Annotated in this window: 24 protein-coding genes; 14 read left to right on the top strand and 10 right to left on the bottom strand. The window is 41.4% G+C overall.

The window, feature by feature from the left end; all coding sequences use genetic code 11:
* Positions 1 to 275: 275 nt before the first annotated feature.
* Positions 276 to 1,271, bottom strand: coding sequence for an L-glyceraldehyde 3-phosphate reductase (gene mgrA / locus ATH1_RS0118210; protein WP_010415959.1), 996 nt, complete (start codon positions 1,269 to 1,271; stop codon positions 276 to 278).
* Positions 1,272 to 1,283: 12 nt separating this feature from the next.
* The gene (locus tag ATH1_RS0118205) at positions 1,284 to 2,576 is read right to left on the bottom strand and encodes a M64 family metallopeptidase (protein ID WP_010415957.1); all 1,293 of its coding nucleotides are present in this window, start codon (positions 2,574 to 2,576) and stop codon (positions 1,284 to 1,286) included.
* An 840-nt stretch (positions 2,577 to 3,416) separates the two neighbouring features.
* Here ATH1_RS0118205 and ATH1_RS0118195 point away from each other — a divergent pair.
* Both ATH1_RS0118195 and ATH1_RS0118190 read left to right on the top strand, forming a co-directional pair.
* Entirely contained in the window at positions 3,417 to 4,703 is a 1,287-nt protein-coding gene (locus ATH1_RS0118195; RefSeq protein ID WP_044114699.1) for a mechanosensitive ion channel family protein, read from the top strand.
* Between the two features lie 146 nt (positions 4,704 to 4,849).
* Positions 4,850 to 5,314, top strand: a complete 465-nt coding sequence (locus tag ATH1_RS0118190) for an Lrp/AsnC ligand binding domain-containing protein (RefSeq protein ID WP_081467405.1) — start codon at positions 4,850 to 4,852, stop codon at positions 5,312 to 5,314.
* 51 nt (positions 5,315 to 5,365) lie between these two features.
* Here ATH1_RS0118190 and ATH1_RS0118185 read toward each other — a convergent pair whose 3' ends face one another.
* The 4 genes from ATH1_RS0118185 to rlmD form a co-directional block, all read right to left on the bottom strand.
* The gene (locus tag ATH1_RS0118185; protein WP_010415949.1) at positions 5,366 to 6,274 is read right to left on the bottom strand and encodes a bifunctional metallophosphatase/5'-nucleotidase; all 909 of its coding nucleotides are present in this window, start codon (positions 6,272 to 6,274) and stop codon (positions 5,366 to 5,368) included.
* 784 nt (positions 6,275 to 7,058) lie between these two features.
* Positions 7,059 to 7,832 (bottom strand): 5'-nucleotidase C-terminal domain-containing protein, encoded by a 774-nt coding sequence (locus tag ATH1_RS0118180; RefSeq protein ID WP_010415947.1) that lies wholly within the window; start codon positions 7,830 to 7,832, stop codon positions 7,059 to 7,061.
* 226 nt (positions 7,833 to 8,058) lie between these two features.
* Positions 8,059 to 8,772 carry a hypothetical protein gene (locus ATH1_RS0118170; protein WP_010415944.1) on the bottom strand — a complete coding sequence of 238 codons (714 nt, stop codon included), beginning with the start codon at positions 8,770 to 8,772 and terminating at the stop codon, positions 8,059 to 8,061.
* A gap of 84 nt (positions 8,773 to 8,856) precedes the next feature.
* Entirely contained in the window at positions 8,857 to 10,266 is a 1,410-nt protein-coding gene (gene rlmD / locus ATH1_RS0118165; RefSeq protein WP_010415941.1) for a 23S rRNA (uracil(1939)-C(5))-methyltransferase RlmD, read from the bottom strand.
* Between the two features lie 124 nt (positions 10,267 to 10,390).
* Here rlmD and ATH1_RS0118160 point away from each other — a divergent pair, with 124 nt between their 5' ends.
* The 9 genes from ATH1_RS0118160 (at position 10,391) to ATH1_RS0118120 (ending at position 17,892) form a co-directional block, all read left to right on the top strand.
* Positions 10,391 to 10,831: a preQ(1) synthase gene (locus ATH1_RS0118160; protein ID WP_010415938.1), complete on the top strand. Its 441-nt coding sequence runs from the start codon at positions 10,391 to 10,393 to the stop codon at positions 10,829 to 10,831.
* Between the two features lie 161 nt (positions 10,832 to 10,992).
* On the top strand, positions 10,993 to 12,048 hold the full coding sequence (gene mnmH, locus ATH1_RS0118155) for a tRNA 2-selenouridine(34) synthase MnmH (protein WP_010415936.1): 1,056 nt from the start codon (positions 10,993 to 10,995) through the stop codon (positions 12,046 to 12,048).
* Positions 12,011 to 12,631, top strand: coding sequence for a sulfurtransferase-like selenium metabolism protein YedF (gene yedF, locus ATH1_RS0118150; protein WP_010415935.1), 621 nt, complete (start codon positions 12,011 to 12,013; stop codon positions 12,629 to 12,631). Before mnmH ends, yedF begins: the two co-directional genes overlap by 38 nt.
* 5 nt (positions 12,632 to 12,636) lie before the next feature.
* On the top strand, positions 12,637 to 13,767 hold the full coding sequence (locus ATH1_RS0118145) for an aminotransferase class V-fold PLP-dependent enzyme (RefSeq protein ID WP_010415932.1): 1,131 nt from the start codon (positions 12,637 to 12,639) through the stop codon (positions 13,765 to 13,767).
* Between the two features lie 104 nt (positions 13,768 to 13,871).
* The gene (locus tag ATH1_RS0118140) at positions 13,872 to 14,090 is read left to right on the top strand and encodes a putative Se/S carrier protein (RefSeq protein ID WP_029163876.1); all 219 of its coding nucleotides are present in this window, start codon (positions 13,872 to 13,874) and stop codon (positions 14,088 to 14,090) included.
* Entirely contained in the window at positions 14,087 to 15,136 is a 1,050-nt protein-coding gene (gene selD, locus ATH1_RS0118135) for a selenide, water dikinase SelD (RefSeq protein WP_010415928.1), read from the top strand. Before ATH1_RS0118140 ends, selD begins: the two co-directional genes overlap by 4 nt.
* A 58-nt stretch (positions 15,137 to 15,194) precedes the next feature.
* Positions 15,195 to 15,815: an SIS domain-containing protein gene (locus tag ATH1_RS0118130; protein ID WP_010425046.1), complete on the top strand. Its 621-nt coding sequence runs from the start codon at positions 15,195 to 15,197 to the stop codon at positions 15,813 to 15,815.
* 5 nt (positions 15,816 to 15,820) lie between these two features.
* Complete coding sequence (locus ATH1_RS0118125) at positions 15,821 to 17,353, top strand: phosphohexomutase domain-containing protein (RefSeq protein WP_010425044.1); 1,533 nt, start codon at positions 15,821 to 15,823, stop codon at positions 17,351 to 17,353.
* The gene (locus tag ATH1_RS0118120) at positions 17,350 to 17,892 is read left to right on the top strand and encodes a hydrolase (RefSeq protein ID WP_010415925.1); all 543 of its coding nucleotides are present in this window, start codon (positions 17,350 to 17,352) and stop codon (positions 17,890 to 17,892) included. The genes ATH1_RS0118125 and ATH1_RS0118120 overlap by 4 nt, the downstream gene beginning before the upstream one ends.
* A 35-nt stretch (positions 17,893 to 17,927) precedes the next feature.
* Here the strand turns inward: ATH1_RS0118120 and ATH1_RS0118115 are convergent, their stop codons facing one another.
* Complete coding sequence (locus ATH1_RS0118115) at positions 17,928 to 18,113, bottom strand: HAD family hydrolase (RefSeq protein ID WP_010415923.1); 186 nt, start codon at positions 18,111 to 18,113, stop codon at positions 17,928 to 17,930.
* 184 nt (positions 18,114 to 18,297) lie between these two features.
* Between ATH1_RS0118115 and ATH1_RS0118110 the strand changes: the two genes are divergently transcribed.
* From ATH1_RS0118110 to ATH1_RS0118100, 3 genes are all read left to right on the top strand, one after another.
* On the top strand, positions 18,298 to 18,966 hold the full coding sequence (locus ATH1_RS0118110; protein ID WP_010415922.1) for a B3/B4 domain-containing protein: 669 nt from the start codon (positions 18,298 to 18,300) through the stop codon (positions 18,964 to 18,966).
* 67 nt (positions 18,967 to 19,033) lie between these two features.
* Entirely contained in the window at positions 19,034 to 19,813 is a 780-nt protein-coding gene (locus ATH1_RS0118105) for an MBL fold metallo-hydrolase (protein WP_010415918.1), read from the top strand.
* A gap of 400 nt (positions 19,814 to 20,213) precedes the next feature.
* A complete protein-coding gene (locus ATH1_RS0118100) occupies positions 20,214 to 20,711 on the top strand; it encodes a MarR family winged helix-turn-helix transcriptional regulator (RefSeq protein ID WP_010415915.1) in 498 nt (165 codons plus the stop codon).
* 282 nt (positions 20,712 to 20,993) lie between these two features.
* On the opposite strand, the gene ATH1_RS0118095 is transcribed toward ATH1_RS0118100, so the two are convergent.
* From ATH1_RS0118095 to kamA, 3 genes are all read right to left on the bottom strand, one after another.
* Positions 20,994 to 22,391, bottom strand: coding sequence for a sodium:solute symporter family protein (locus ATH1_RS0118095; RefSeq protein ID WP_010425042.1), 1,398 nt, complete (start codon positions 22,389 to 22,391; stop codon positions 20,994 to 20,996).
* 70 nt (positions 22,392 to 22,461) lie between these two features.
* Positions 22,462 to 23,319 carry a putative beta-lysine N-acetyltransferase gene (gene ablB, locus ATH1_RS0118090; protein WP_044114693.1) on the bottom strand — a complete coding sequence of 286 codons (858 nt, stop codon included), beginning with the start codon at positions 23,317 to 23,319 and terminating at the stop codon, positions 22,462 to 22,464.
* A complete protein-coding gene (kamA, locus tag ATH1_RS0118085) occupies positions 23,273 to 24,601 on the bottom strand; it encodes a lysine 2,3-aminomutase (RefSeq protein WP_010415903.1) in 1,329 nt (442 codons plus the stop codon). Before kamA ends, ablB begins: the two co-directional genes overlap by 47 nt.
* Positions 24,602 to 25,541: the final 940 nt, after the last annotated feature.

Below are 25,541 nucleotides of genomic sequence, written 5' to 3'. Positions count from 1 at the left end.
TCTTAAATCTTAAATCTAAAAATCTAATAATCTATTAAGGCAAACCTTGTCATGCTTGTTTCATCTTACATTTAATAAATTGTTAAAGTTGTTAATATGTTAATTTTTAGTTTTTAGAATGTTATGAGTTTTATTACAGTAGCTAACAATCCTAACAATCTAACAGTCCTAACAATTTTACAACAATCTTTGCCATGCTCGTTTTAGTAAGCAAAAATTCCCCTTGCAGTAGAAGAATAATCTTTATTCTGCAAGGGGGAAGAATGATAGCAGATTTATTGTTTCAATATTTCTTCGATTTTTTTGAGTTCTTCATCGGAAAAGGTAAGATTGTTAAGCGCCTCCAGATTGTTACTTAACTGGTTTACACTGCTGGCTCCGACCAGTACCGAGGTGATACGGTTGTCTTTCAACAGCCAGGCAAGAGCCATTTGGGCAAGAGACTGACCTCTTTGGGCTGCAAGATCGTTAAGTTTGTTCAGTTTTTTCTGAATTTCGGGTGTTAATGCTTCACGTTGCAGGAAACCATGCGGGTTGGCCATTCTTGAATTGGCAGGAATTTCTTTCAGGTATTTATCGGTCAATAATCCCTGGGCAAGCGGGGAAAATACAATGGAACCGACGCCTCTTTTCCCAAGAACATCCAGAAGGCCGTCTTCTTCAACCCAGCGGTCAAGCATATTGTACCGTGGTTGATGGATCAGTAATGGTATTCCCATATCACGAAGAATGCTTTCGGCCTTTTGCGTCATTTCGGCATTATAGTTGGATATTCCGGCATATAGCGCTTTTCCCTGTTTTACCGCCTGAGCCAGTGCACCCATAGTTTCTTCGAGGGGGGTGTCGGGATCGGGACGGTGAGAGTAAAAAATATCCACATAGTCGAGTCCCATTCGCTTCAGACTCTGATCAAGGCTGGCCAGCAAATATTTTCTGGAACCCCATTCGCCATAAGGGCCCGGCCACATCAGGTAGCCGGCTTTTGTTGAAATAATCATTTCGTCGCGATAGGGTTTAAAATCGGTAGCTAAAATGCGCCCGAAATTTTCTTCCGCACTGCCGGGAACCGGACCATAATTGTTGGCCAGGTCAAAATGTGTAATTCCGTTATCGAATGCATGATGCAAAATTTTACGACCATTTTCAAAAACATCCACAGAGCCGAAATTGTGCCACAGGCCAAGCGATATGGCCGGCAGTTTAATGCCGCTCTTTCCGCAACGGCGGTAATTCATTGTTTCGTAGCGCTTTTCGTTGGCAAGATAATTCATAGTGTTATATTATTATTGTGCGTAAAAATTAATAATTCTTTTTATTGATTGGCGGCAAACTTCACAAAATCCTTCGGCTTCGTTCGACTTCATTCTGCAGTTGAGTGCCGGGCGGTAGATTCCTTTTGCCGAATAGCCGGCACCTTCAAAAACTCCGGTGACATTTTTATATTTTGGAGTTGGGGGTGTTGGAATTGGAACAGTATCCGGCACCAAATGTTTCCATTTGATGTCAAAATTTACCAGGGTTGTCAGGTTTGGCGCCCATGGTTCACTTTCTTTATCGAAAAAATCGGGGATAGGAGAATCGTTATAATAATATTCATCGCCAAGTCCGGCCAGCCCATGTCCTGTTTCGTGCACGAACACTTCGGGCGATGACGGGTGCCGGGCCGACACAATTGAGAAATGATTGTATACCCCGCCACCACCATATTTTGAAGTATTTACAAGCACAATGATATGATCATGCGGTACTCCGGCGGCATAATCATATATTGTCCATGTGCTGAAACTTTCCAGGTAGCGGTCGGAACCGAATGTGTTGAACGAACTGTTCATTGCTGTTTCTCTCCGGATATTTCTGACAGGATCATCGGTTCCTGCCTCTGCAGATATTGTATGTAATGCTCTGACCGTTATTTTGTCTTTTAAATTCGTATAGGGTGCAATACTGAAAAGGTAATCGGTTATATTTTTTGCATCGTGCAAAAAGCTTTCTTTTTCATCTTTGGTGTACCCTTCAGCAAGGATGAGAAGATCGGCTTGTTCGTCAGGATTGTTGATGCCGTGTATTATCTCAGCCTGATTTTCATCAGGAATTATCTGAGTTACAGGAACAGTCTCTTTGGGAGAGAACAACTCATTGATGAGTGTAACAAATTGACCGTCTTTTTTTCTGAATTCAATCAAAATCCGGACTTTAGAAATTGGCCAGGGCGCTTCAACGGTTTGTTCAAAAGCGCGGGATACCTTTCCGGCCTGTTCGGTTGTCCTCCATTCTTCAAACAGAGTACAAAATCCTTTGAGAAAAAGGGTATCATCGGTTTGAGGATTTAGAAGGACCAGTCTGTAAGTTCCATAGTCGAAAGATGGAGTGTTTTGATTTTGGCCGGCACTGTAACCAGGTGATTTTTTATATACTGCAATAGCAGATTGCTGTTGCTCATGATCTCCTGACAGCACAAAATCAATTCTAAGCGTTTGCCGGTAGTTGAAATGATGTTGTGTCTGTCCTATGGTACTTGCTCCTGTCGTAAAGAAATATGAAAAGAGCAATAATAAAATTCGAAAACGGATTTTCATTCGTATACAATTTACTTAAGTTATTGGTCGAATGGAACTCACATGATTGAGTTTTATACATGTTCTTTTGTGACAAAGCTTGTCATGCTCATTTTATCTTACTTTTAATAAATTGTTACGGCTGTTAGAATTGTTAAAGTTGTTAATATTGTTAATGTATTAGTTGTTAAAATATTATAAGTTTTGTTACATTAGCTAACAGTTTAACAATCCTAACATTTTTATTCGTATAAAATTAGTCTAAGTTATTGGAATGATGCAATTTATCATACTTTAATTGATGTTAGATTCTTCGCTCCGCTCAGAATGACAGAGCGCTCAGTGTCATTCTGAGGAGGTAACGACGAAGAATCTTTCCCTTGTTACAACAAGTTCCTTTAGCCGTTTTTTATCATTCAAAGACTCTTTACCACTGATGTGATTCTTCGCTCCGCTCAGAATGACAGACTGTCTAATGTCTTTCTGAGGAGGCAAGACGAAGAATCTGTTTCCTGTTTTTGGTTTCTTTGATGATTAAAGTTTAGATGGTGTTTATACATATTCTTGTTGTGGGGAACTTTGCCATGCTCGTTTTATCGGTATAAAATTCAATTTAAAATGTATGGGTACGGTATAAAAAGCATATTTTTGTCAAAATTAAGGCGTTTTAAATTTTTGTACAGTAGTCAACCCGTTTAATGAGGAGGTAAAAATTTAAAACAACAATGAGTTTGGCAACAAAGATGCTTTTTGGTTCGGGCTCATATTTGTTTGTTTCTTGAACGTTTACCCGATTTTGAGCTTTCCTGATTATCACCAGGGATGCATAAATATATGTATAATTTTTTGAATTGTATAAAAATGGATGAGGTAAGTGCAAAATCAGATTGGTTTTCAAAATGGTTTTATCAGCAAGTCGAGCCATTGAATATTTCTGATTATTGGATTGGAGTTATCGAATTCCTGGTATCGGGATTGATAATACTGTTATTATCCTATCTCGCGTACATTATAGCAAGAAGGTTTTTTCTTTTTGCGGTCATCAGAATGGTAAGAAGAACAAAATCTAAGTTGGATGATTTTCTGGTTCAGCGAAAGGTTTTTCACCGTTTGTCTCACCTGGCTCCTGTAATAGTCATATATCTTCTTTCGGATTGGTTCTGGGGCGATCATCCTGAAAAGTTGAAGATTTTTCAGGATGTTGTTTCGCTTTATTTAACGGCGGTAATTGTAATGAGCTTCAGAGCATTGCTCAATGCTTTTGAAGATATTTACAATACTTTTCCGTTTGCGCATGAAAGACCTATTAAAGGATATCTTCAGGTAATTCATTTGATCGCCATAATTGTAGCAGTGCTTGTTGCAGTATCTATTATTTTTAATGTAGAGGTTCTTTCCATTCTGGCCGGAATGGGTGCTATGGCGGCTGTTCTGATGTTGGTTTTCAGAGATTCTATTCTCGGATTGGTGGCAGGGATACAGCTTTCGGCAAACCGGATGGTACGAGTTGGTGACTGGATATCGATGCCCAGTCATAATGCTGACGGCACGGTTATGGAAATAACACTCAATACGGTGAAAGTACGCAACTGGGATAAAACCATTTCCACCATCCCCACCTATGCTATGGTTTCCAACTCTTTTGTTAATTGGCGGGGAATGGAAGAGTCGGGTGGAAGAAGAATTGCCCGGGCCGTACACATTGATATTCGTAGTGTAAAGTTTTGTACTCCCGAGATGCTCGAAAAGTTCAGGAAAATACATCATTTAAAGGACTACATCGATCAGCGGCAGAAAGAGATTGAAGAGTACAACCGCACACACAATATTGATGAGTCGCTTCCTGTTAACGGAAGAAGAATGACCAACCTGGGCGTTTTCAGAAAATATCTTGAGAATTACGTGGCTAATCATCCCAAGATTAATGAGAAAATGACGCTTATTATACGTCACCTGGCACCCACTGAGAAAGGCCTGCCTGTGCAGATATACGCTTTTTCCGGAGAACAGGAGTGGGCTAAATATGAAAGTGTTCAGGCCGACATCTTCGACCATATACTGGCCATTATTCCGCTGTTTGAGCTTCGCGTGTTTCAAAACCCGAGTGGCGATGATTTTAAAGAATTGGTTGGAAGTTTTTCAAATTAAAAGTGAAATTGAAAGTTTATAATTTATTACCACCTGTTTTTATGCATATTTTGTTGGAATATTGGATAATTAATTCTAAATTCGACAAGAATCATTATTAAATAAGCAGGAAAACTTTTAAATTCTAACATTTGTCATTTTTTGATATGGAGAGCAATTTACAGATTGATAGTCTCGACAAAAAAATTTTGTCGATGATCACTCAAAACGCACGAATTCCATTTCTTGAAGTAGCCCGGGAATGTAAGGTGTCAGGGGCAGCTATTCATCAACGTATTCAGCGATTGATGAATATGGGTGTTATTAAGGGGTCTGAATTTATTATTAATCCCGGCAAAATTGGTTATCATACCTGTGCTTTTATTGGGATTTTTCTAAAAAAGGCCAGCTTGTTCGACAAAGTGGTTAAAATGCTCGAAGAAATTCCAGAGGTTGTGGAATGTCATTATACCACCGGGGAATATGCAATGTTTATCAAGATTTTTGCCAGGAGCAACGAACATCTGAAACGTATTTTACACGACCGGCTTCAAAATATACCCGGAATTTCTTCAACCGAGACCATTATTTCTCTTGATGAGTCATTTAAGCGGCAATTGCCTATTGAATAGCTGGATAAAATAATTAGGCAAAAGGGGCATTACAACGGTGTTCCTTTGTTTTTATCTGATGAAATGCTGAGTTGCCAAAATTTCGGGTTGTTCCCGGGTCATTGAAACATCGATTTGCCCCAGCATTACGCCTCCCCATCCAACCTGGTTAATGATTACATCCTGCCCGTCTTTGTTCTTTATTATATCCGGCTTTTTCATGAACGTGTGAGTATGTCCGCCAATAATAATATCGATTGATGAGGTCTGCCGGGCAGTTTTAATATCCGATTCAGGCCTGTCGGGAGTACTCTCGTATCCGAGATGTGAGATGGCCACTACAAGATTGCATTTCTTTTCTTTTTTAAGGAAACGGGCTGTTTCTTCTCCCGTTTGTACCGGGTCGAGCCATTTCATTCCTTCATAATTGGATGGTGAGATCAATCCGTCCGGATTTATTCCCAGACCTAATAAGCCAATTCTGAATTCACCTTTTTCAATGATTTTCCACGGAAGTGTTTTCCCTTTTAAAATGGTGTCACTGAAATCGTAATTGGTACAAATGAAGGGGAATTTGGCATGTTTCATTTGGTCGGCAAGGTGAGTCAGGCCATTGTCGAATTCATGATTTCCAATGGTAGCGGCGTCATATCTCATGTCCGACATCAGTTTCAATTCGGGTTCCCCTCCGAAGAAATTGAAATAGGGTGTCCCCTGAAATATGTCTCCTGCATCAACCAATATCAGATTCGGATGTTTCTCTCGCAATTGTTCTATTAAGGCAGCACGCCGGGCAAATCCACCTATATTGGGAAATTCCGGATGATCCGGGGGGAAGGGATCAAGATGGCTGTGTACGTCGTTGGTATGTAAAATGGTGAGAGAATGATTGTTATTTCCACCCACAGATCGGAAAGGAAGGGCTGTTGCCATCCCTCCGGCTATGAGTGTTTTTATGAATTGTCTACGATTATGTTTCATCCGTATAAAATTTATTTATTAAGGTCGGATGGAACTCGCATGCAAGGATTTATATATGTTCTTTTGTGATAAACCTTGTCATGCTCGTTTCATCAGTATAAAATTAGTCTAAGTTATTGGTCTGATGGAACTCGCATGATTGATTTTATACATGTTCTTTTGTGACAAACCTTGCCATGCTCGTTTCATCCGTATAAAATTAGTCTAAGTTATTGGAATAATGCAACTTATCATACTTTAATTGATGTTAGATTCTTCGCTCCGCTCAGAATGACAGAGTGCTCAGTGTCATTCTGAGGAGGTAACGACGAAGAATCTGTTCCTTGTTTTTGGTTTCTTAGAATGATTAGAGGTTAGATGGTGTTTATACATGTTCTTTTGTGACAAACCTTGTCATGCTCGTTTCATTTGGTCGTTTTTTCTTCTGCCTTCAGGTTGTCAGATACTTTTATTTAACTCAAGATGAAAATAGATTTATATCAATCACTTATTGTATTGGGTCAGATGTTTGCTAAGCTGGCAAATTTTCAGAACAAACTGATATATTCTTTTCTACAAAACTTATTACTTCTGCCTCTCGGTTACTTTTATCTAACTAAAATCATAAGCTTTTCAAAATGATATTTATGTGCATTGGGTAGTTTCTTGAGTGTATCAGTGCCTGAAAATCTCCACTATTGACTACTGACTACTGACTACTGACTAAAAACTACTGACTAAAAACTACTGACTAAAAACTACTGACTAAACTATATCTATACATCTAACGATCTGTTGGAACGTGTTATTCCAGAATAACTCTTTTTTCATCCGTTGGGTTTATTATTATGCCGTGACTTGTCAGCTCGCGGATGTGTGAAATAATAAGGTCTCTTATTTTATGTTTCGATGTATGTTTTTCAGAAGCTTTGGTGAAAATGGTATAATGATCGCCACCGCTGGCGAGATAGTCTGATGTCGCTACATAATAGAATTGGCCGTTTTTCAAGGGGTTCTCGTTAATTTTCGGGTTCAGAACCTGCTGATTCCTGAAAGTGAAAGTTGCGCCGGCTATGCCGTCACCACCCGAAGTTCCGATGTGATTGAACAATTCAGTGATTTCTTCTCCCGATAACTTCAAAATGACCAACTGGTTTTCAAAAGGCATCAACGAGTAAATATTTCCGACAGTAATGTTTCCTTTAGGCAATGGGGCCCTAAGTCCATTTATGTTGATAACAGAAATAAGCGGCAGATTTCCTTTATTGCTCTTCCGAATTTCGTTTTTTGCCGCATCGCGAAGCAGGTCGGCAATAAAATTCGAGAGCGCTGTTCCTGGTTTTTTGGGAAACATTTTCTTTTTAGTCTGCCCGATTATCTCGTTCATGATTGTTTCAACTGAATCGCGGAGAGGTGCGATGTAGGACTCAATCTGAGGAGAGGCGGCAATACTGCTATCCAGTTCTATAATCTCCGATGATGAAAAATGTGGCTTTTCCTGATGCTGGCACGATGTGGAAATAAAGCCTGCTAAAAGAAGAATAAACAGCACATTTTTGAATCTGCCGAAATGTTGCATTTTTTCTTTCAAAACTATAAAAAATGCAGCAAAAGGGAATAATGCTGCATTATATAATTGAACCCGGTCTAAAAAGCATCTTTGTTGCCAAGCTCGTTGTTGTTTTAAATTTTTGCATCCTCATTAACAACAAGTTAACTCCGGCACAAAAAATTTAAAACGCCTTGATTTTGACAAAAATATGCTTTTTATACTGTACTCATAATTGTTAATGTTTGCTCTGTAATTATTTTATTCGTTCAAGATATTTTTTTCTGACTTCGATGAGATAGTCTTCGCTCATTTCGGGATAATAGATGCGGATCATATCCTGAATTCCGAATTTGACATGGAAATGCCCGATGGCTGCGTCGAAAAATGGTCTGTCCCAGTTAAACTTTACCTGCTTTGTAATATTTTCGAAATGCTTCCAGGTAATCTGTTTGGGAATCAGGAAATAACCATGGTCTTTTTCTACCATGTCGAAGAATATACCTGGTTGTTTTTCTTCGAGAATGAAGAATTTTTTAATCCTGATAATTGCCGGACCTTCAACTTTTCTGTTGGGTTTGCTCTTGAATTCAATCCCCTCATCCATGTAACCTCTTTGCAAATCGATTATCTGAGAAAAATTATCCAGATGTCTTACCCGGATGACATCAATCTTCCGGTTAAAAATGTGAACAACACCCGGAGTTGCATTAAAATCGGTTTTGAAATATTTTTGAATGTTCTGTGTGGCCCGGGTAATATCCTCGAGCGTGTACAATTTTTTTAGTACCAAATAAAGGTATAGTGGTTTGCTTTCAACCGGGTGATCGGAATAATAATTATAGAAACCCGGAAATGGTTCTGGAGCTTCCAGCACAAAGGTATTCGGCCAGATTTTGTCTTCAAGTGTACGTAAAGTCTCCTGTTTCAGCAGGTTTCCATAGTGTTCGATATAATGCTCGTTACTCATGGCTTTTTGATTATTTGGTAATTACAATAGTTATCAAAAGGTAATGAAAAAAATGGAAAGATCACTAAAATCCGATGTGTTTTCTTATTTTCTTTCCAACAGGGCGATATTCTCCACATGGTGGGTATGAGGGAACATATCTACCGGTTGCAGTGCGCTGACTTTATAGCGTGCATCCAGAAGGTTAATATCGCGTGCCTGAGTGGCGGAGTTGCAACTGACATATACCACTTTTTCGGGGGCTGCATTCAAAATGGTTCTTACTACATCTTCGTGCATTCCGGCGCGTGGAGGGTCGGTGATCAAAACATCGGGGAAGCCTTCTTTTTCAAACAGATCATACGTCAATATATCTTTCATGTCGCCGGCCAGGAATCTGGTGTTTGAAATCCCGTTCAGTTCTGAATTTTCTTCTGCATTTTCAATGGCTTCGGGAACATATTCAATGCCAATAACTTTTCTGGCGTTATGGGCTATAAAGTTGGCTATGGTTCCTGTTCCTGTGTAAAGATCATAAACGGTTTCGTTGCCTGTAAGACCTGCAAAACTGCGGGCGACTTTATATAAATTGTACGCCTGGAGAGAATTGGTCTGGTAAAACGATTTTGGGCCAATTTTAAATTTCAGTCCCTCCATTTCTTCAAAGATATGATCCCTTCCTGAGAAGAGATGAACCTTCAGGTCTGTTATAGTATCGTTGGCTTTTTCATTGATTACATACATCCATGATGTAACATCCGGGAATTTTTTAATGAGATGTTCGAAAAGCTGTTCTCGTTTCTTTTTATCATCATGATAAAAAACGATAATAACCATGGCTTCTCCCGTACTACTTGTGCGGATGATAAGCGTACGCAAAAAGCCCTCCTGAGTTTTCAGATCGAAAAATGGCCAGTTATTTTCAAGTGCAAAATTTCGGACGGCAAGTCTTACCTCATTCGAGGGCGTGCGTTGAAGATGACATTCTTCAATATCGATTACCTTATCGAACATTCCTGGTATATGGAACCCCAGTCCGTTTTTGTTGCTGATAATTTCATCCGATTCCATCTCTTCGGGCGATAGCCAGCGCCTGTTGGAGAAGGTAAACTCCAGTTTGTTGCGGTAGAAACGTTCTTCGGGGGATGGCAGGATGGGTGATATTTCGGGCAATTCAACCTTCCCGATGCGCTTAAGATTGTTCCATACTTCCCGTTGTTTGAACTTTAATTGTTCGTTATAGGGAATGTGTTGCCATTTGCATCCGCCACATATCCCAAAGTGCCTGCAAAAAGGTTCTGTGCGGATGTCGGAAAGGTGATGGAACCGTACCGGCCTTCCTTCGTAATATCTTTTTCTTTTTTTTGTGACCTGTACATCAACTACGTCGCCAGGGGCGGCCAGGGGAACAAAAACTACTGTGTCATTTACTTTTCCCAAAGCTTTTCCTTCGGCAGCTATGTCGCTGATTACCACTCTTTCCAGTAATGGTTTGTTTCTTCTTGAGCGTCCCACAAATATATTTTTCAGGTTTCCGGCCGCAAAGATATGTGAAACACCTTACATTCGCCAAAATTTTTGTTTCTCTTAAATTATTAACTTTGCATCTGCATCAGAAAAAAATAAAAAGTAACTGATAATGACAGGAAAAACATTGACCTACAAAGACATCGACAAGCGTGTTCTGAAAGCGCTTCCCAATCCAACCAGGGAGGCTTATGAAATAAAGATAAAAATCCCCGAGTTTACTTTTTTGGGGGTGAAGGATCAACCCGATTTTGCAGATGTGTACATCACGTTTTATCCGACTGATAAAATTATTGAGCTTAAATCACTCAAGATGTATGTTCACGCTTTGAGAAATATTACTGTTTCCTATGAGCGTTTGATAAATATTTTTTATGATCATCTAATGGAGGTATATAATCCCGATCGCATTCGCATTGTTATGGTTTGTAATCCAAGAGGAGGCATAAGTTCGCGTCTTACAGTTGATTCCGACTGGAAAGTTAGGGGAGGAGCTGAAAAATACAGCGATTGGAAGAATCACATGGACGATACCTGGAATGTTACACTTTGAGTGATGAGTCCACTCCTGGAAAGATTTTTTGTCAATTTCATTGCTGTAGGAAATTTTTAAATTCTCATTAACAATTAGCTAACTCCGGTTCAAAAAATTCCGTAACTCAACCTTGACAAAAATAGTTTTTTTAGGATCAGACATAGTAATTTATATTGTTTATGGCAAATTCTTTGTCACCATACGAATTCTTAAAGGCTTCTGAGAAATATCCGGTTGTAGATGTTCGTACACCTTCCGAGCATGCAAAAGGACATATTCCGGGTGCAGTGAATTTGCCTCTTTTTTCTGATGAAGAAAGAGCTGTTGTTGGCACTATATACAAGAAACAGGGACGGAATCATGCCATTCTTAAAGGTTTGGAGTTTGTTGGTCCTGTAATGTCACAAATGGCTAAAAAAGCTTTGGAGCTTGCCGTTGAAGGAAAATTACTTGTCCACTGCTGGAGGGGTGGAATGAGAAGTGCCAGTATGGCGTGGTTGTTTGAGACGGTGGGGATTGACACTTATCTGCTGGAAGGGGGTTACAAGGCATACAGGGCTTCCTTCAGGGAGATGCTGAAACAAGGGAAATGGAATTTTATTGTTTTGGGCGGACCAACCGGGAGCGGTAAAACCGATGTTTTAAAGGCACTTGCTGATCAGGGGGAACAGGTTCTCGACCTTGAAGGCCTTGCCAATCATAAAGGATCGGCCTTTGGAGCCCTGGGCCAGAAGAAGCAACCTACCAGTGAACAGTTTGAGAATGATATTCATGATGTTCTTCGTCACTTTGATCCGGAACGCTTTATATGGGTCGAAGGTGAAAGTCACAACATAGGACGGGTTTTTATTCCGGATATGTTGTTCGGAATATTGATGGATTCGCCCCTGGTGATGTTCGAGTTGGAACGTGAAAAACGACTTGACAGACTTGTAAAGGAATATGGCTGTTTTGGTAAGGAGTTGCTGGCACAATCGGTAAAAAAGATAGAGAAGCGACTGGGTGGTTTGCGTACAAAAGAGGCGCTTGAAGCACTCGATTGTGGAAACTACCGAAAGGTTGCGGATATCACTTTGCAATATTACGATAAAGGGTATACCAATTCATTGGCCAAAAGGAAGAAGCCTTTTTTGGTTATTAAAGAGAATGAGGATAAGCCGGATGCTTCGGCAGTGAAAATAAAATCTAAATTGAGTTATGCTTACAATAGATACCAAAGGGAAACTTTGTCCTGAACCCCTCATTATGGCCCGGAACGGCTTGAGGGAAGTAAAGGAAGGCGAAAAAATTCTGGTGATTTCTGACAATGAAACATCTTTTCAAAACCTGATGAGCTTTTTGTCCGATCTGGGAGCCAATCCTGTGGCCGAACAAAAAGGAGGGGAGTATTTGGTGGAAGCAACAAAGCCACCTGAATCGCCCGAAAAATCTGAAAAAAATCCGGAAGCTTATTGTTCTGCTCCCGGAGTGCCTGCACCTTCAGACGATTACGTCGTGGTAGCCCGAAGCTACCGGATGGGAGAAGGCGATGAAGAATTGGGACGTTTGTTAATCCGTGGATATTTTAATGCCCTCAAAGGGATGGATAATTTACCCACCCATATAATTATGTATAACGGTGGCATCAATCTGGCGTTGAAGGATACCGACACTGCCATCGCTTTGGGTGAACTGGAAGACAAAGGGGTAACCGTAATTGTTTGCGGCACTTGTGTGGACTTTTATGAAGCAAAAGAGAAAGTGGCAGTTGGTCGTATCAGCAACATGTACCAAATTGCCAATATACTTGCTGAGGCCGGACATGTTATATATCTGTAAAAAAGATGATAACATTTTCCAATACATATTTTGATAATGCCAGTACCAGTTGGCCAAAGCCGGTTGAAGTCGGTAAAGCGATGGATGAATTTCTCCGCAAGTTGGGAGGCACTTATGGCCGTGCTGCTTACGGACGTGTTTATCAGACTTCAATGATTGTTGAGCAGTGCCGCAATGCCATTGGTGAAATGCTGGGAGTTTCAGAATCAGGTAACATTGTGTTTACTGCCAATGCAACCGTTGGTTTGAATGCAATAATTTCGGGTTTGGATTTACATCGATGCGAAGTGTTGGTTTCACCGCTGGAACATAACGCCGTGATGCGCCCTTTGCAAAGGCTTTCAGAAAAAGCTGATGTTACCTGGAAATTGTTGCCGGCGGGAACCGACGGTCGGATTATTCCCGAAAAAGTTCCGGAAGTAATATCCTCCAAAACCCGTTTAATCATTGTTAATCACCAAAGTAATGTTAATGGTGTTTTGCAACCCGTGGATGAGCTTCGGCAATATACCGGACAAATTCCCTTGGTTGTAGATGTGACGCAATCGCTTGGCAATGAGCCCGTTCAAGGAGATAAGTGGGGCGCCGGTTTTATTGCGTTTACAGGACATAAGGGACTTCTTGGTCCCACCGGCACGGGTGGATTCTTTGTGAGGAATCCGGAAAAGTTGTCACCTTTTTTTTTCGGCGGTACAGGGAGTCGTTCCGAAAGTTTTGAAATGCCGCAGTTTTCCCCCGATAAATATGAAGCCGGAACCCATAACACGGTAGGTTTATCCGGATTACTGGCGGCATTAAATCATCGTCCCAAGCAGGAATGGACAAGAGAAAAATTTAAGGAATTGATTCAACGGCTCAGACGGATAAAAGATGTTCGGATTTTGGGTGCGGATGATTTTCAACATCAGGGAGGCCTGTTTTCGATAGCACATAGTGCTTACCCTCCGTCAACCATTGCCCGGCGGGTTTATGACAAATTTGGAATCGAGATACGTTCGGGATTACACTGTGCTCCACAGGCGCATAAATATCTGGATACATTTCCCACGGGGTCGGCTCGTTTTGCTTTTTCTCCATGGCATACCAATGATGATCTGGAGAAGCTGGGAGATGTACTTGAGGAGGTATTGAAGTAAGCTTCCCGATTTTATCGTCCCGTGTACTGGAAGGTTTTATTTAACCTTCTGTTTCCCGACCTCGAACATCAAAACTCGAACTTCAAACGTCTAACATTTCGCCAATGCCGATATTATTATTTACAAACGTGCATAAGGTCATGAAGGCGGATGCACTATGCCGTCAGCACGATATCGCTTGCCGTGTACTTCCGGTTCCGGAACATATTTCATCGGAATGTGGTATGTGCCTGGAGGTGGAGGCAGAAAACACAGAAAAGTGTAAAGTGGTTTTAAAAGAAAACAACATTCAATTTGAAATACATAATAAGGAGGATTTATGAGCAGTCAGGATACAGATTTGCTTAAAACCGTTGAATATGGTGGCTGTTCGGCTAAATTGCCCCCTGCCGAGCTGGCGGGAATTTTGTCTAAACTCCCGCAGATGCAGCATCCGAATATTATGGTTGATATCGAAACTCATGACGATGCCGGAGTATATAAACTAAATGATGAGACCGCCCTTATTTTCACTACAGATTTTTTCCCTCCAATTTGCTCCGATCCTTTCGAGTTCGGGGAAATTGCTGCTGCCAACGCGCTGAGTGATGTCTATGCTATGGGTGGGGCGCCTTTGCTGGCTCTGAACCTGCTCATGTTTTCATCTGCTCAGATGCCGATATCGGTTTTTGAAAAAATATTGGCTGGAGGACAAAGTAAGGTAAAGGAAGCCGGATGTCTGATAATGGGCGGGCATACCATTGAAGATCATCCTCCCAAGTATGGACTGGCGGTTGTTGGTACGGTTCATCCCGACAAGCTGATTACCAATGCTGCTGCAAAACCCGGTGATGTATTGATACTTACCAAACCGCTTGGAATAGGAGTGCTGGTTGCGGCACAACGGTTAAACATGGTTCGCGAAGATGCCTACCGTAACGGCATTGAACAAATGAAAGTTCTGAATAATTTTGGGCGAGATGTCATGGTTCGTCATGGGGTACGTTGTGCAACAGATATTACCGGATTCGGATTGTTAGGACATGCCCTTAAAATGGCTGAAGCCGGTAATGTGAGTCTGGCGATTAAAAGTCGTGATTTACCCATTATCGATCAGGCAGACCAGCTGGCAAATGATGGTTGTATTCCCGGTGCATCATTCAGGAACCTTAGTTATGTACAACCGCATCTTCATGTTGCAAAGCTTGTGGAACCCCATCTGAAAATGCTGGCTGCTGATGCTCAGACTTCCGGTGGATTATTGATGTGCGTTCCTCCGGATAAAGCACAGGATGTTCTTAATGATCTGAGATCAGCGAATATTCATAACCAGGCATCCGTAATAGGGGAGGTTATACCTAAAACCCGCAAATCAATATACCTTGAGTAATGTTAAGGTCTTTGTGTCTTTTTTGTTATTTTGCGATAACTTTAAGAAAAACAAAATAATGCAGAAACAGGAAATACAGTCTCTTTTGGAAGCTGAAGCTAAAGCGGTTGCTTCCATTCCGGTTACCGACGAATTCGGGAAAGCCGTCGATTTAATATACGAGTATGTCCATAAAAAAAAGGGTAAACTAATTACCAGCGGGATGGGTAAGGCAGGCCAGATTGCCAATAATATGGCCACTACATTCAGCAGTACCGGGACACCGTCCGTTTTTTTGCATCCCAGCGAAGCCCAGCATGGCGATTTGGGAATCATTCAGGAAAACGATGTTATGCTACTGATTTCTAACTCGGGGAAAACAAGAGAAATTCTTGAACTCGTTGACCTGGCAAAAGGGTTGAGACCCGATATCCCTTTTGTCGTTATCACCGGGAATAAGGATTCTTTACTAGCAGAGGCTGCAACAGCCTGTATCTTTACAGGTAACCCTCCCGAAGTTTGTGCACTGGGACTTACACCCACTACTTCAACCACAACGATGACTGTTATAGGCGATGTACTCGTGGTATTACTGATGAAGCGGATAGGATTTACCAATCACGATTACGCATTGAGGCACCATGGCGGTTATCTTGGCGACAAATCGCGAAAAGCTGCTGTTCTTGAAAAAAATAAATAACTGGTATGGAACAATTCAATTTTAAAGCGTTACACAATGGATCAGATATTCGTGGCATTGCCCGCAAAGGTCTGAAAGGAGAACAGGTGAACTTTGGCCCTGAAGTGATAGAAAAACTCGGGCGTGCTTTCGTTATTTGGTTGCAGACATATTTTTCAGGGAAAGACAAACTGAGAATTTCCGTGGGGCGGGATTGCCGGCATAGCGGAGCAGAGTTGTCGGAGGCGCTTTGCAAAGGGTTGACTGTGGCTGGTGCCGATGTCGTGGATTTCGGACTTGCATCCACCCCCGCAATGTTTATGTCGACTCAGCTTGGCGACAATCCCGTTGATGCCGGAATAATGATTACCGGGAGTCATGCCCCTCAAAACCACAACGGACTGAAATTTTTTACTTCTGAAGGCGGACTTGATAAGAATGATATCAACGAAATTCTGGAATTAGCCGAAAATAATCCTCATAAAGTCAGGCACAAAGGGAGTATCGTGCGCGAGGATTTTATGAAAACTTATTCGGAGTATCTTTCCGATGTTGTTAAAAAGGGCGTTAAACACGCAGAAGTGTACGACAAACCTCTTGAAGGATTGAAAATCGTTGTTGATGCAGGCAACGGATGTGGAGGTTTTTTTGCTACCGAAGTACTTCAATCTCTGGGAGCTGATGTTTCTGAATCTCAGTTTCTCGAACCGGACGGTGATTTCCCCAATCATGCCCCTGATCCTGAAGATACAACAGCCATTGTTTCTCTTTCTAATAAGGTCAAAGAATCAAACGCCGATTTGGGTGTTATTTTCGATACTGATGTCGACCGCACAGGTTTTGTTGATGATACCGGTAAGCCCGTCAATCGTAATTCATTGATCGCCCTGATGTCTGCCATCGTTTTAAAGGAGCATCCCGAAAGTACCATAGTTACGGATTCCATAACGTCAGACGGATTATCCTGGTTTATCAATGAACATCTTGGCGGTAAACACCATCGGTATCAACGGGGATATAAAAATGTCATCAATGAAGCAGTACGGCTAAACGGGATTGGTCAGGAGACCTGGCTTGCCATAGAAACATCCGGTCATGCCGCTTTTAAAGAGAATTATTTTCTTGATGATGGCGCTTATACGGCAATAAAACTGATTATAACCCTTGCCAATTTACGTTCAAAGGGTAAACGGTTGAATGAATTGATAAAAGATTTGCCTGATTCTGTTGATAGCTGCGAGGTTCGTTTGATGATAACATCTTCCGATTATATTCAGGCGGGTTCCGATATTATTTCCGAAACAGGCATTATGGCAGGAAATAAGAGCAACTGGGATTTACTTCCCGAGAATTATGAAGGTGTTCGTGTTAAATGCTCGGGGCCAGGGCAGGATGGATGGTTCTTGCTGCGTTTGTCATTACATGATCCTGTTCTGGCACTCAATATTGAATCGAATGAGAGCGGTGGTGTTCAGAAGATTGCAGAAGAACTGTTCGACTTTTTCGGAAGATTTGAAAACCTTGATTTGTCTGCTTTTAAAAGATTTGGATTGTTATGAGAATATTAAAAGAAAATGCTTTGGCTATGGTTGTGGATGTTCAGGAAAAATTGTTTCCGCATATTCATGAATTTCAGCAATTGGAACAGAACATCTCGATATTGGTGGATGGCTTTAAATTGCTGAATGTCCCGGTTATCGTTACTGAGCAATATAAAAAAGGACTGGGAGAGACCATCCCTTCGCTGGCCAGGCTCGTAAAAGATTATCCGCCCAGTGAAAAAACAGCTTTTAGTTGTTGCGACGATCCCGGAATTATGGAGAAGATCGAAATCTCTTCAAAGCGGGACATCATTCTTGCCGGTATTGAAGCGCATATTTGTCTGCTTCAAACGGCAATCGACCTGAAAGAGAGGGGCTTTCGTCCTATAGTGGTAGAGGATTGCGTCGCTTCCCGTAACCCTGAGAACAAGCGCATTGCTATAACCCGTCTTGTTCAGGAAGGTGTATTAGTGACGAGTTACGAATCAATCCTTTTTGAACTTTGCCGTTATTCCGGTACGGAACAGTTTAAAGCCATTTCTAAACTGGTGAAATAAAGAAGCTGTTACGCATTTTTGGTTTAGGAGAAAATTTAACGGTCTGTTGGTATGATGTTATGCAGGAATTTTTGTAATTGTTCTGTTGTGTCAACAACTTTGTCGGCTCCGGCCTTCTTGAGCGTTTCTTTTTCGAGGGGCCCGGTATTGATGGCTATGGTATAGATTCCCGCATTAACGGCCGATTCAATGCCCAGTGGCGCATTTGTATAATACGCCATCCATGTCGAACAAAAAGGCTTCCGGTTTTACGGGCATTTTTTGTGGCATCGCAGAATTGATTTTGTAAGGCACCAAAAATACAAAAAGGGCGGGGGATTTTGAACTCCGGCACAGAAAAACATTTCTATATCTGAAAAAATTGGTATTTTAGCACATTCGTAAAAAGCCAAATCAAAGGTTGATATGCCCTTACCACAGATTGAAATTCAAACTTTGCTTCATAACAAATTGCCAAATCTTAAACTGGGAATACTCTATTCTCCTGTTTTGGTGACACCTTCCGGAGAGAATCTTGTTTCCGTACTGGATGAGCAGACAGAACAACCGGCCCGGCTGCTTGATGCTGAAACCATCAGGAATATGGAGGCTGTGAAAAGCGCCAGGGATGCCTACAAGGCACTCGGGAAAGATCCTAACCGGTACAGGCCTGCTGCTGAGTCGCTGTTGCGCAGGATAAGTAAAGGAAAAGGACTTTATCACGTCAATTCCGTGGTAGATTGTCTGAATCTTGCATCGGTTCGAACAGGTTATTCTATTTGTGGTTACGATTTTGACAAGATTGAGGGAGACGTTTCCTTAGGGATTGGTAATGCCGGAGAACTTTATGAAGGCATTGGAAGAGGTCAATTGAATATCGAGAACCTTCCGGTTTTCAGGGATGATAAGGGCGCTTTTGGAACGCCCACCAGCGATTCGGTACGCACTCTTATTGATGAGGATACTGAAAGGGTGTTGATGATTATCCCTGCTTTTGACGGTGACAGTGAAAGATTGAAAGCAGCCCTTGAGTTATTATCTGATTTGTTAATAAAGTACGTAAAAGGTGCTTCGCCTGAATTTCAAATAAAGTAAGAAACGAGTCCCGATAGCCCGGGAAGAGTTTTGTCAGGCCAATAACTTGTACTAATTGTAATATTATATGTTAGAAATATGCGCTCTGGCCTCGGGAAGTAACGGTAATTGTTATTATATTGGAAACCAAAAAGATGCAGTTCTTGTCGATGTCGGGATAAGCAGACGGCAGGTGATGGAACGTATGCGTGTGCGGGGGATAGATGCAACAAAAATACGGGCTGTTTTCATTTCGCATGAACATGCCGACCACTTTCGGGGTGTCAGGGTTTTGAGTAAGCAGTTGAATGTACCAGTTTACATAACCACGGCAACTTTTGAAAAAAGCTGGCGTCCCGATCGTCCTGCGAAAATTGTTAATTTTGAACCGGGGGATGTGGTTGATATCGGGGGGTTTAGAATCCATACGTTCTCCAAACAGCATGATGCTGCTCAACCGTGTAGTTTCAGGATAGAGTATGAAGGGACCAATGTCGGCGTAATGACAGACATTGGCGAACCTTGCCGGAACGTGACGGAGCATTTTTCAGCCTGTAATGCTGTCTTTCTTGAGTCGAATTACGACGAAGATATGCTATGGAACGGGCCTTATCCCTGGTATCTTAAAAACAGGGTAGCTTCGGAATACGGGCATTTATCAAACAATCAGGCCGTTGAATTACTAAAGCATTACGGATCGGAACATTTGGAAGTTGTTTTTCTTTCTCATTTATCGGCTGAAAATAACCGGCCCGAAATTGCGTTGGAAGCATTTAGTGAGTTGAATGCAAAGCATTGTGTAAGATTGACCAGCAGGTATGAACCTGCTGAAATTTACCGGCTGAAAGAGAATTTGCTGGTTCTATAACAATGAATCGGGCATTGGATCTTTGAGTGCAGTCTAAAAAACCTTTTGACCCCTGAATCCCCTAAAGGGGACTTTTTCAAACTGCTGATTTTTAGCAGTTCCCCTTTAGGAGTCAGGGGTAAAAATGGTAAAAATCAGCAGTTTGAAGGCTTTTTATACTACACTCATTTTTAGATATAAAATGTAAGACGATTCGTAGAATCTTGATATACTTTGTTCTATAAACTTATGACTCACTTCCGGGTCCCGCCTTTTTGTTTGAGGAATACGGAGCCTGAAGGGCTCTTATGTTTATAGATTATGTAAAATATAAAAGAGTGCGGTATAAAAAGCATATTTTTGTCAAAATCAAGGCGTTTTAAAATCCCAATGACCTGTTTCTATAATCAATTGTAATAAAATGGATTACAAGGATATTTTGATTAAAATCAGAAGAATTGTCCGTTCGATTAACCTCGAGTCGAAGAAAGTACAGAAAGACTTTGGTGTCAGTATTCCGCAGATTCTGTGTCTTGAATATCTGAAAAATTCACCCGGTTATCAGGCCACACAGAAATCCATTCGCGACCACCTGAATCTGAATTCGAGCACGGTTACAGGGATTATCGGCAGACTCGAAAAAAAAGGGTTTCTGGCCCGTTTACCCAAGTCGGGTGATAAACGGGTGATGCATATTGCGCTTACTTCTTCCGGAGATGCCCTGCTTGAGCAGACGCCCGATCTGCTTCAGCAACGTCTCGATGAAAAACTAAAGGGTCTCTCAAAAGAGGAACTTGAAAGAATTGGAAACACACTGGATCTTTTGATTGAAATGCTTGAAATTGAAAGCACAGCAAACGATGAGATGCCTCTTATTACCGGTGATTTCGAGCCTGAAGGAGGTAATGACCAGAATTAAAAGCAGTCACTGACACGAAGCATCTGCGTTTAAGTTCTGGGTGCAGTATAAAAAGCATATTTTTGTCAAAATCCAGGCGTTTTAAATTTTTGTGCCGGAATTAACTTGTTGTTAATGAGGATTCATTCGTACAAAATTAGTCTAAATTATTGGTCGAATGGAACTCGCATGATTGAGTTTTATACATGTTCTTTTGTGACAAATCTTGTCCTGCTCGTTTCAAAAATTTAAAACAACAACGAGTTTGGCAACAAAGATGCTTTTTAGATTGGGCTCAGTTCTTTATTTCCACTTCTGAACGATGAATAAGGTGATCAGCGAAGCCAATACTCCGGGAACAACGGGGTCAAATTCCCATGGGAGAGGTATGCCTGAGAAATGAAAGAATCCGAAAACGGCAGCACCTGCAGCCATAGAAAGAAGACCTGCATTGGGCTTCGGGTTTTTAAAGAAAATGAAACCTATTACCGGTGCAAACAATCCGCTTACCATAAATGAATAGGACAACAGCATTAAATCCAGGACACTTGGCATATACAGGGCAAGTGTCAATGCTAAAGCGCCTAAAACAAATGTCATTATCTGTGATACTTTCAGTGTGCTGTCCGATCTTTTTATTTTAAAAATATCACTGACAAAATTTCCCGACGATGCCATCAGACAACTGTCGGCGGTGGACAGGATGGCTGAGAAATAAGATGCCAGGATTATTCCGAGTGCACCCGTTGGCAGGATATATTTTAACATCATGGGCATTGCCGTTTCACTGTCTATTGTTGCAGCTTCTGCACCGGGTATCACTCCCTGGTCAATCGATACTTTTGCCATTAGCCCCAGAAATACGCCAAGGAACGCCATTACCGGATATTCAAATAATCCGGCCAGAAACCATGCTTTTTGTGCTTCTTTCCTGGATGATGCAGCATATATTCGCTGATAAAGTGTCATCCCGATAAACCAGATAGGTATAATGGAAAATGCCCAGTTAACAATTACTGATCCTTTGATATTGGTTAATTGTAGCATTTCCTTATCAACGGATTCGCGCAGCACATCTAAACCACCTACGCTGTGTAGTGCAAAAGGAACGCCCACAAAGGTCAGCCCCGAGAGAAGTATTGCCCATTGAACGGTGTCGGTATATATAACGGCTTTGATGCCTCCTAAAGCTGTATAGACAACGGCAATTACTCCCATGATCAGAGCAGCATTGTTAACAGAAAGGCCGTCGATGGTACCTGCTGTAAGTTTTGCGCCGGCCAGTATCTGGCTGCTGGTAAATCCAAGGTAGCCAATGGCGCTGATAATGCCCGCCCAAAAGGCCACATTTTTCCCGTAATGATGACTGAGCAGCTGGGGAAAGGTCTGGAACTTACTTGTGAATGCGATTTTGTATACCCTGGGAATGAGGACAACGGCCGTCAGCCAGGCACCCACCAAACCTGTAAATAAAATCCATGAACCCGATAATCCCATAACAAAACCAAGTCCGCCAAGACCAATTGAAAAACCGCCCCCGACATCTGTAGCTACAACCGATAGTCCGAGGTGCCACCGCGTCATTTTGCGACCGCCTACAAAAAAGTCTTCCGTATTTTCATTTTTCCGGTGGAACCATAGTCCAACCATTAACATCGCAGCTAAATACAGGAAGATGATAATGAAGTCGGCTATATGCATAGTAACCAGATTTGTTTGGTTAAAAAATTACTTTTCGGCAGAAGACCGGCTGATTGTTTGAGCTCAGGTGTTAAACGATTTTATACCATACGTTCATGCTTTCTATTTGCCCGGCAATTTGCGTATTGTTGACCAGGGTACCTGTATAACGATAATGGTTGTTCATGAACGTTTTGTTCATAGAGGGTGATTTTAACCGGGCTATGGTGTAAAACGATTTAAAACCCTGCGTCATCAGGTAATCCTCCATAGCTCTGAGAAGATGAATGGCGATTTTTTTCCCCCTTTGAGATGGGAGTACTGCAAAATCAGTCATTTCAGCATTCTTTAGCCTTTCATTACATTCGGCCGAGCTTATCCCCACCAGTTCTCCATTTTGAAAAACCCCGAAATAACGGGTTTCTTCATGCATCTCTTTTTTAAGGAAACCGGCATCGAAAATCGGGAAAGGATAGCTGTCGAATACCTGCGAAAATACCGCTGTCATCTCCCCTGCATCTTCGGGGGTTAACAGTCTCAAAACATGGGAATTGTCTAATTCCGGAGCATCGGCATTTATGTCGGACAGGAGTAATTCCTGAAAAAGTTCCATCTCCTTTTTGTCGGGATTTCTGCGTTCCGGGTCATTATATTTCACGACGAACAAGGCGTCTTCGATACCGTTAAAAAAGCCCGGAACTATGGCTTCCGTTTCATAACCTGCCATACGGAATTGCGGCCCGAAACGGGATGGCACCTTGGCAAATAGTTTGGTGTACCCTTGGGTTTTTGCCAGGGTGTCCATCTTTTCGATAATTTCGGGAAAATCGGACGGCCACAAATCCATTAAATAGACGCGGTTGCTTTCACTACCGTGTTGAATGGTCGATTGTCCGATGCGTTCACTCTTGTCCATTATTGTTATCTCCTCTTCTTTGAATCCGTTCATTGTCCGATGGTACCAATGATATGGCTTCATCATAATCGGAAAGAAGCTTTTCGATGCCAATGGCATTTTCTTCATAGCCTTCCTGTAAATCCAACTCCAGATTGCAATTTTCACAATCACGGTTACATGTTGTCGGACTGTAGTTATCGGGCTCTTTGTAAGAAGTAATAACGCCCTCGTAGTTACGCAAAATAACTCTGTTGGTTGACCATGAAATGATGTAGTTAGGCATTACCGGAATTTTACCGCCGCCGCCGGGTGCATCAATCACGTATGTGGGTACGGCAAAACCACTGGTGTGTCCAATCAGACTCTCAATAATTTCAATGCCTTTACCAACGGGCGTACGGAAATGCGACAAACCTTCCGACAGGTCGCACTGATACAGATAATAGGGACGTACCCGGTTGGCCACTAATTTATGCACCAGGTCTTTCATAATACGGGGACAGTCATTAACATCGGCCAGAAGAACCGACTGATTACCCAATGGTATTCCGGCATCTGCCAGTTTTCGAAGGGCCTCTTTCGATGATGAAGTGATTTCCCTGGGATGATTAAAATGTGTGTTTATCCACAGGGGATGGTGCTTCTTCAGCATGTTTACCAGATTTTCGGTGATGCGGTAAGGCAAAACCACTGGTGTTCTTGTTCCGATACGGACTACCTGTACATGTTCAATTTTTTCGAGTTCGGTCAGAATCCAGTCGAGATAATCGTCCGAAAGTAAGAAAGGGTCACCTCCCGACAACAACACGTCGCGTACCTGTGGCGTTTTACGGATGTAGTCCAATCCAATCTCTATCTGTGATTTTCCCGGCACAAAGTCTTTGTCGCCGACCTTACGTTTACGGGTACAATGCCTGCAATACATAGCGCACACATTGCTGACATGGAACAAAACCCGGTCGGGATACCGATGTGTAATGCCGGGAACCGGACTATCGGTGTCTTCGGATAGTGGATCCCCCATTTCGTATGCGGTCACTTTTAATTCCCTGTTATCGAGAAAGGATTGCTTGTAAATGGGATCGTTCCGGAAATTTTCTTTTTTAATAAGAGACAGGTAGTAGGGTGTAATAGAGAGTGGAAATTTTCCTTTGGTTTCTTCAAGCTGTTTCTTTTCGTCGGCCGAAAACTTTATTCCCGTCAGTTCCTCAAATTTGTCAATGGTTTTTATCGAATGTTTCAGGTGCCACTTCCAGTCACGCCAATTCGATAATTCGGATGACGAATCAATCTTGTTTGCAATTCGTTGTTGATTTGCTGTGAAAATTGCCATAATATTCAGTTTGGTGAATAATCGGTTATTAACTGTTCATTTTGTAAATATCCTGTTATGAGTACAGTATAAAAAGCATATTTTGTCAAAATCAAGGCATTTTAATTTTGTACCGGATTTTACTTGTTGTTAATGAGGATTCATCCGTATGAAATTTATCTAAGTTATTGGCCGAATGGAACTCGCATGGTTGAGCTTTATACATACTCTCTTTTGTGACAATCTTTGTCATGCTCGTTTCATCTGTATGAAATTTATTTTTAAAGTCGGATAAAACTCGCGTGATTGATTTTATATATCAACTTTTGTAACAAACCTTGTCATGCTCAGTTCAAAAATTTAAAACAACAATGAGTTTGGCGGCAAAGATGCTTTTTAGACCGCGCTCAACATTTTAACACGATATTTTATGAATCAGTCAAATTAAGAATTAGAAAGAACATTGCAGATTGTTTCTGCGCCACAAATATAGTTAAAATATTTGGATTTCGAAATCTGATGAGCTGGTCAAAGGAAAAAACGAAAAAATATATATGAGATAATAAATAGATTGTTAGTATTTTATGAAATATATTGGACGAATCCAGGTTGCCTTGATGTTTTGTGTGAGAAAGGTTTTTATTTTAAATTTGTTGTATGCAAACTAATTGGTGTTAGTTCATAGAACCATCTTCTCTTTGGGGTATCCATTGTCCATATTTATATCAAAGTTATTGCTTCCTGAAGCTTTAGGATAACCAGGATGCAGGCATTTATCCATGTTCATGTTGCGGCACCCCTCGCCATGTTCGTTGGATTGGTATGGAGTTGGCATTTCAGGCTAGTCCAGATATTTGGTAATGATTTTCATATCAACCGGGTTGCAAATTTAAGCCAGGTCATATAAATTTATGAAACGAGCATGGCAAAGATTGCCTTAATAGATTATCAGATTTTTAGA

Origin of the sequence: Anaerophaga thermohalophila DSM 12881 (genome assembly GCF_000191885.1) — a bacterium.
GTDB classification, from domain to species: Bacteria; Bacteroidota; Bacteroidia; order Bacteroidales; family Marinilabiliaceae; genus Anaerophaga; species Anaerophaga thermohalophila.
Note: the sequence above shows the minus strand (reverse complement) of the source record. Positions and strands in the feature narration are given on the sequence as shown.

What these genes read in the sequence shown, in the direction of transcription:
- ATH1_RS0118190 (WP_081467405.1), top strand. Translation starts at nt 4,850, where the DNA reads ATGGAGAGCAATTTACAGATTGATAGTCTCGACAAAAAAATTTTGTCG.
- ATH1_RS0118095 (WP_010425042.1), bottom strand. Translation starts at nt 22,391, where the DNA reads ATGCATATAGCCGACTTCATTATCATCTTCCTGTATTTAGCTGCGATG.
- ATH1_RS0118140 (WP_029163876.1), top strand. Translation starts at nt 13,872, where the DNA reads ATGCCGATATTATTATTTACAAACGTGCATAAGGTCATGAAGGCGGAT.
- ATH1_RS0118195 (WP_044114699.1), top strand. Translation starts at nt 3,417, where the DNA reads ATGGATGAGGTAAGTGCAAAATCAGATTGGTTTTCAAAATGGTTTTAT.
- ATH1_RS0118145 (WP_010415932.1), top strand. Translation starts at nt 12,637, where the DNA reads ATGATAACATTTTCCAATACATATTTTGATAATGCCAGTACCAGTTGG.
- mnmH (WP_010415936.1), top strand. Translation starts at nt 10,993, where the DNA reads ATGGCAAATTCTTTGTCACCATACGAATTCTTAAAGGCTTCTGAGAAA.
- yedF (WP_010415935.1), top strand. Translation starts at nt 12,011, where the DNA reads ATGCTTACAATAGATACCAAAGGGAAACTTTGTCCTGAACCCCTCATT.
- ATH1_RS0118115 (WP_010415923.1), bottom strand. Translation starts at nt 18,113, where the DNA reads ATGGCGTATTATACAAATGCGCCACTGGGCATTGAATCGGCCGTTAAT.
- selD (WP_010415928.1), top strand. Translation starts at nt 14,087, where the DNA reads ATGAGCAGTCAGGATACAGATTTGCTTAAAACCGTTGAATATGGTGGC.
- ATH1_RS0118100 (WP_010415915.1), top strand. Translation starts at nt 20,214, where the DNA reads ATGGATTACAAGGATATTTTGATTAAAATCAGAAGAATTGTCCGTTCG.
- ATH1_RS0118105 (WP_010415918.1), top strand. Translation starts at nt 19,034, where the DNA reads ATGTTAGAAATATGCGCTCTGGCCTCGGGAAGTAACGGTAATTGTTAT.
- ATH1_RS0118125 (WP_010425044.1), top strand. Translation starts at nt 15,821, where the DNA reads ATGGAACAATTCAATTTTAAAGCGTTACACAATGGATCAGATATTCGT.
- ATH1_RS0118185 (WP_010415949.1), bottom strand. Translation starts at nt 6,274, where the DNA reads ATGAAACATAATCGTAGACAATTCATAAAAACACTCATAGCCGGAGGG.
- ATH1_RS0118120 (WP_010415925.1), top strand. Translation starts at nt 17,350, where the DNA reads ATGAGAATATTAAAAGAAAATGCTTTGGCTATGGTTGTGGATGTTCAG.
- ablB (WP_044114693.1), bottom strand. Translation starts at nt 23,319, where the DNA reads ATGAACGGATTCAAAGAAGAGGAGATAACAATAATGGACAAGAGTGAA.
- mgrA (WP_010415959.1), bottom strand. Translation starts at nt 1,271, where the DNA reads ATGAATTATCTTGCCAACGAAAAGCGCTACGAAACAATGAATTACCGC.
- ATH1_RS0118130 (WP_010425046.1), top strand. Translation starts at nt 15,195, where the DNA reads ATGCAGAAACAGGAAATACAGTCTCTTTTGGAAGCTGAAGCTAAAGCG.
- kamA (WP_010415903.1), bottom strand. Translation starts at nt 24,601, where the DNA reads ATGGCAATTTTCACAGCAAATCAACAACGAATTGCAAACAAGATTGAT.
- ATH1_RS0118110 (WP_010415922.1), top strand. Translation starts at nt 18,298, where the DNA reads ATGCCCTTACCACAGATTGAAATTCAAACTTTGCTTCATAACAAATTG.
- ATH1_RS0118180 (WP_010415947.1), bottom strand. Translation starts at nt 7,832, where the DNA reads ATGCAACATTTCGGCAGATTCAAAAATGTGCTGTTTATTCTTCTTTTA.
- ATH1_RS0118170 (WP_010415944.1), bottom strand. Translation starts at nt 8,772, where the DNA reads ATGAGTAACGAGCATTATATCGAACACTATGGAAACCTGCTGAAACAG.
- ATH1_RS0118205 (WP_010415957.1), bottom strand. Translation starts at nt 2,576, where the DNA reads ATGAAAATCCGTTTTCGAATTTTATTATTGCTCTTTTCATATTTCTTT.
- ATH1_RS0118160 (WP_010415938.1), top strand. Translation starts at nt 10,391, where the DNA reads ATGACAGGAAAAACATTGACCTACAAAGACATCGACAAGCGTGTTCTG.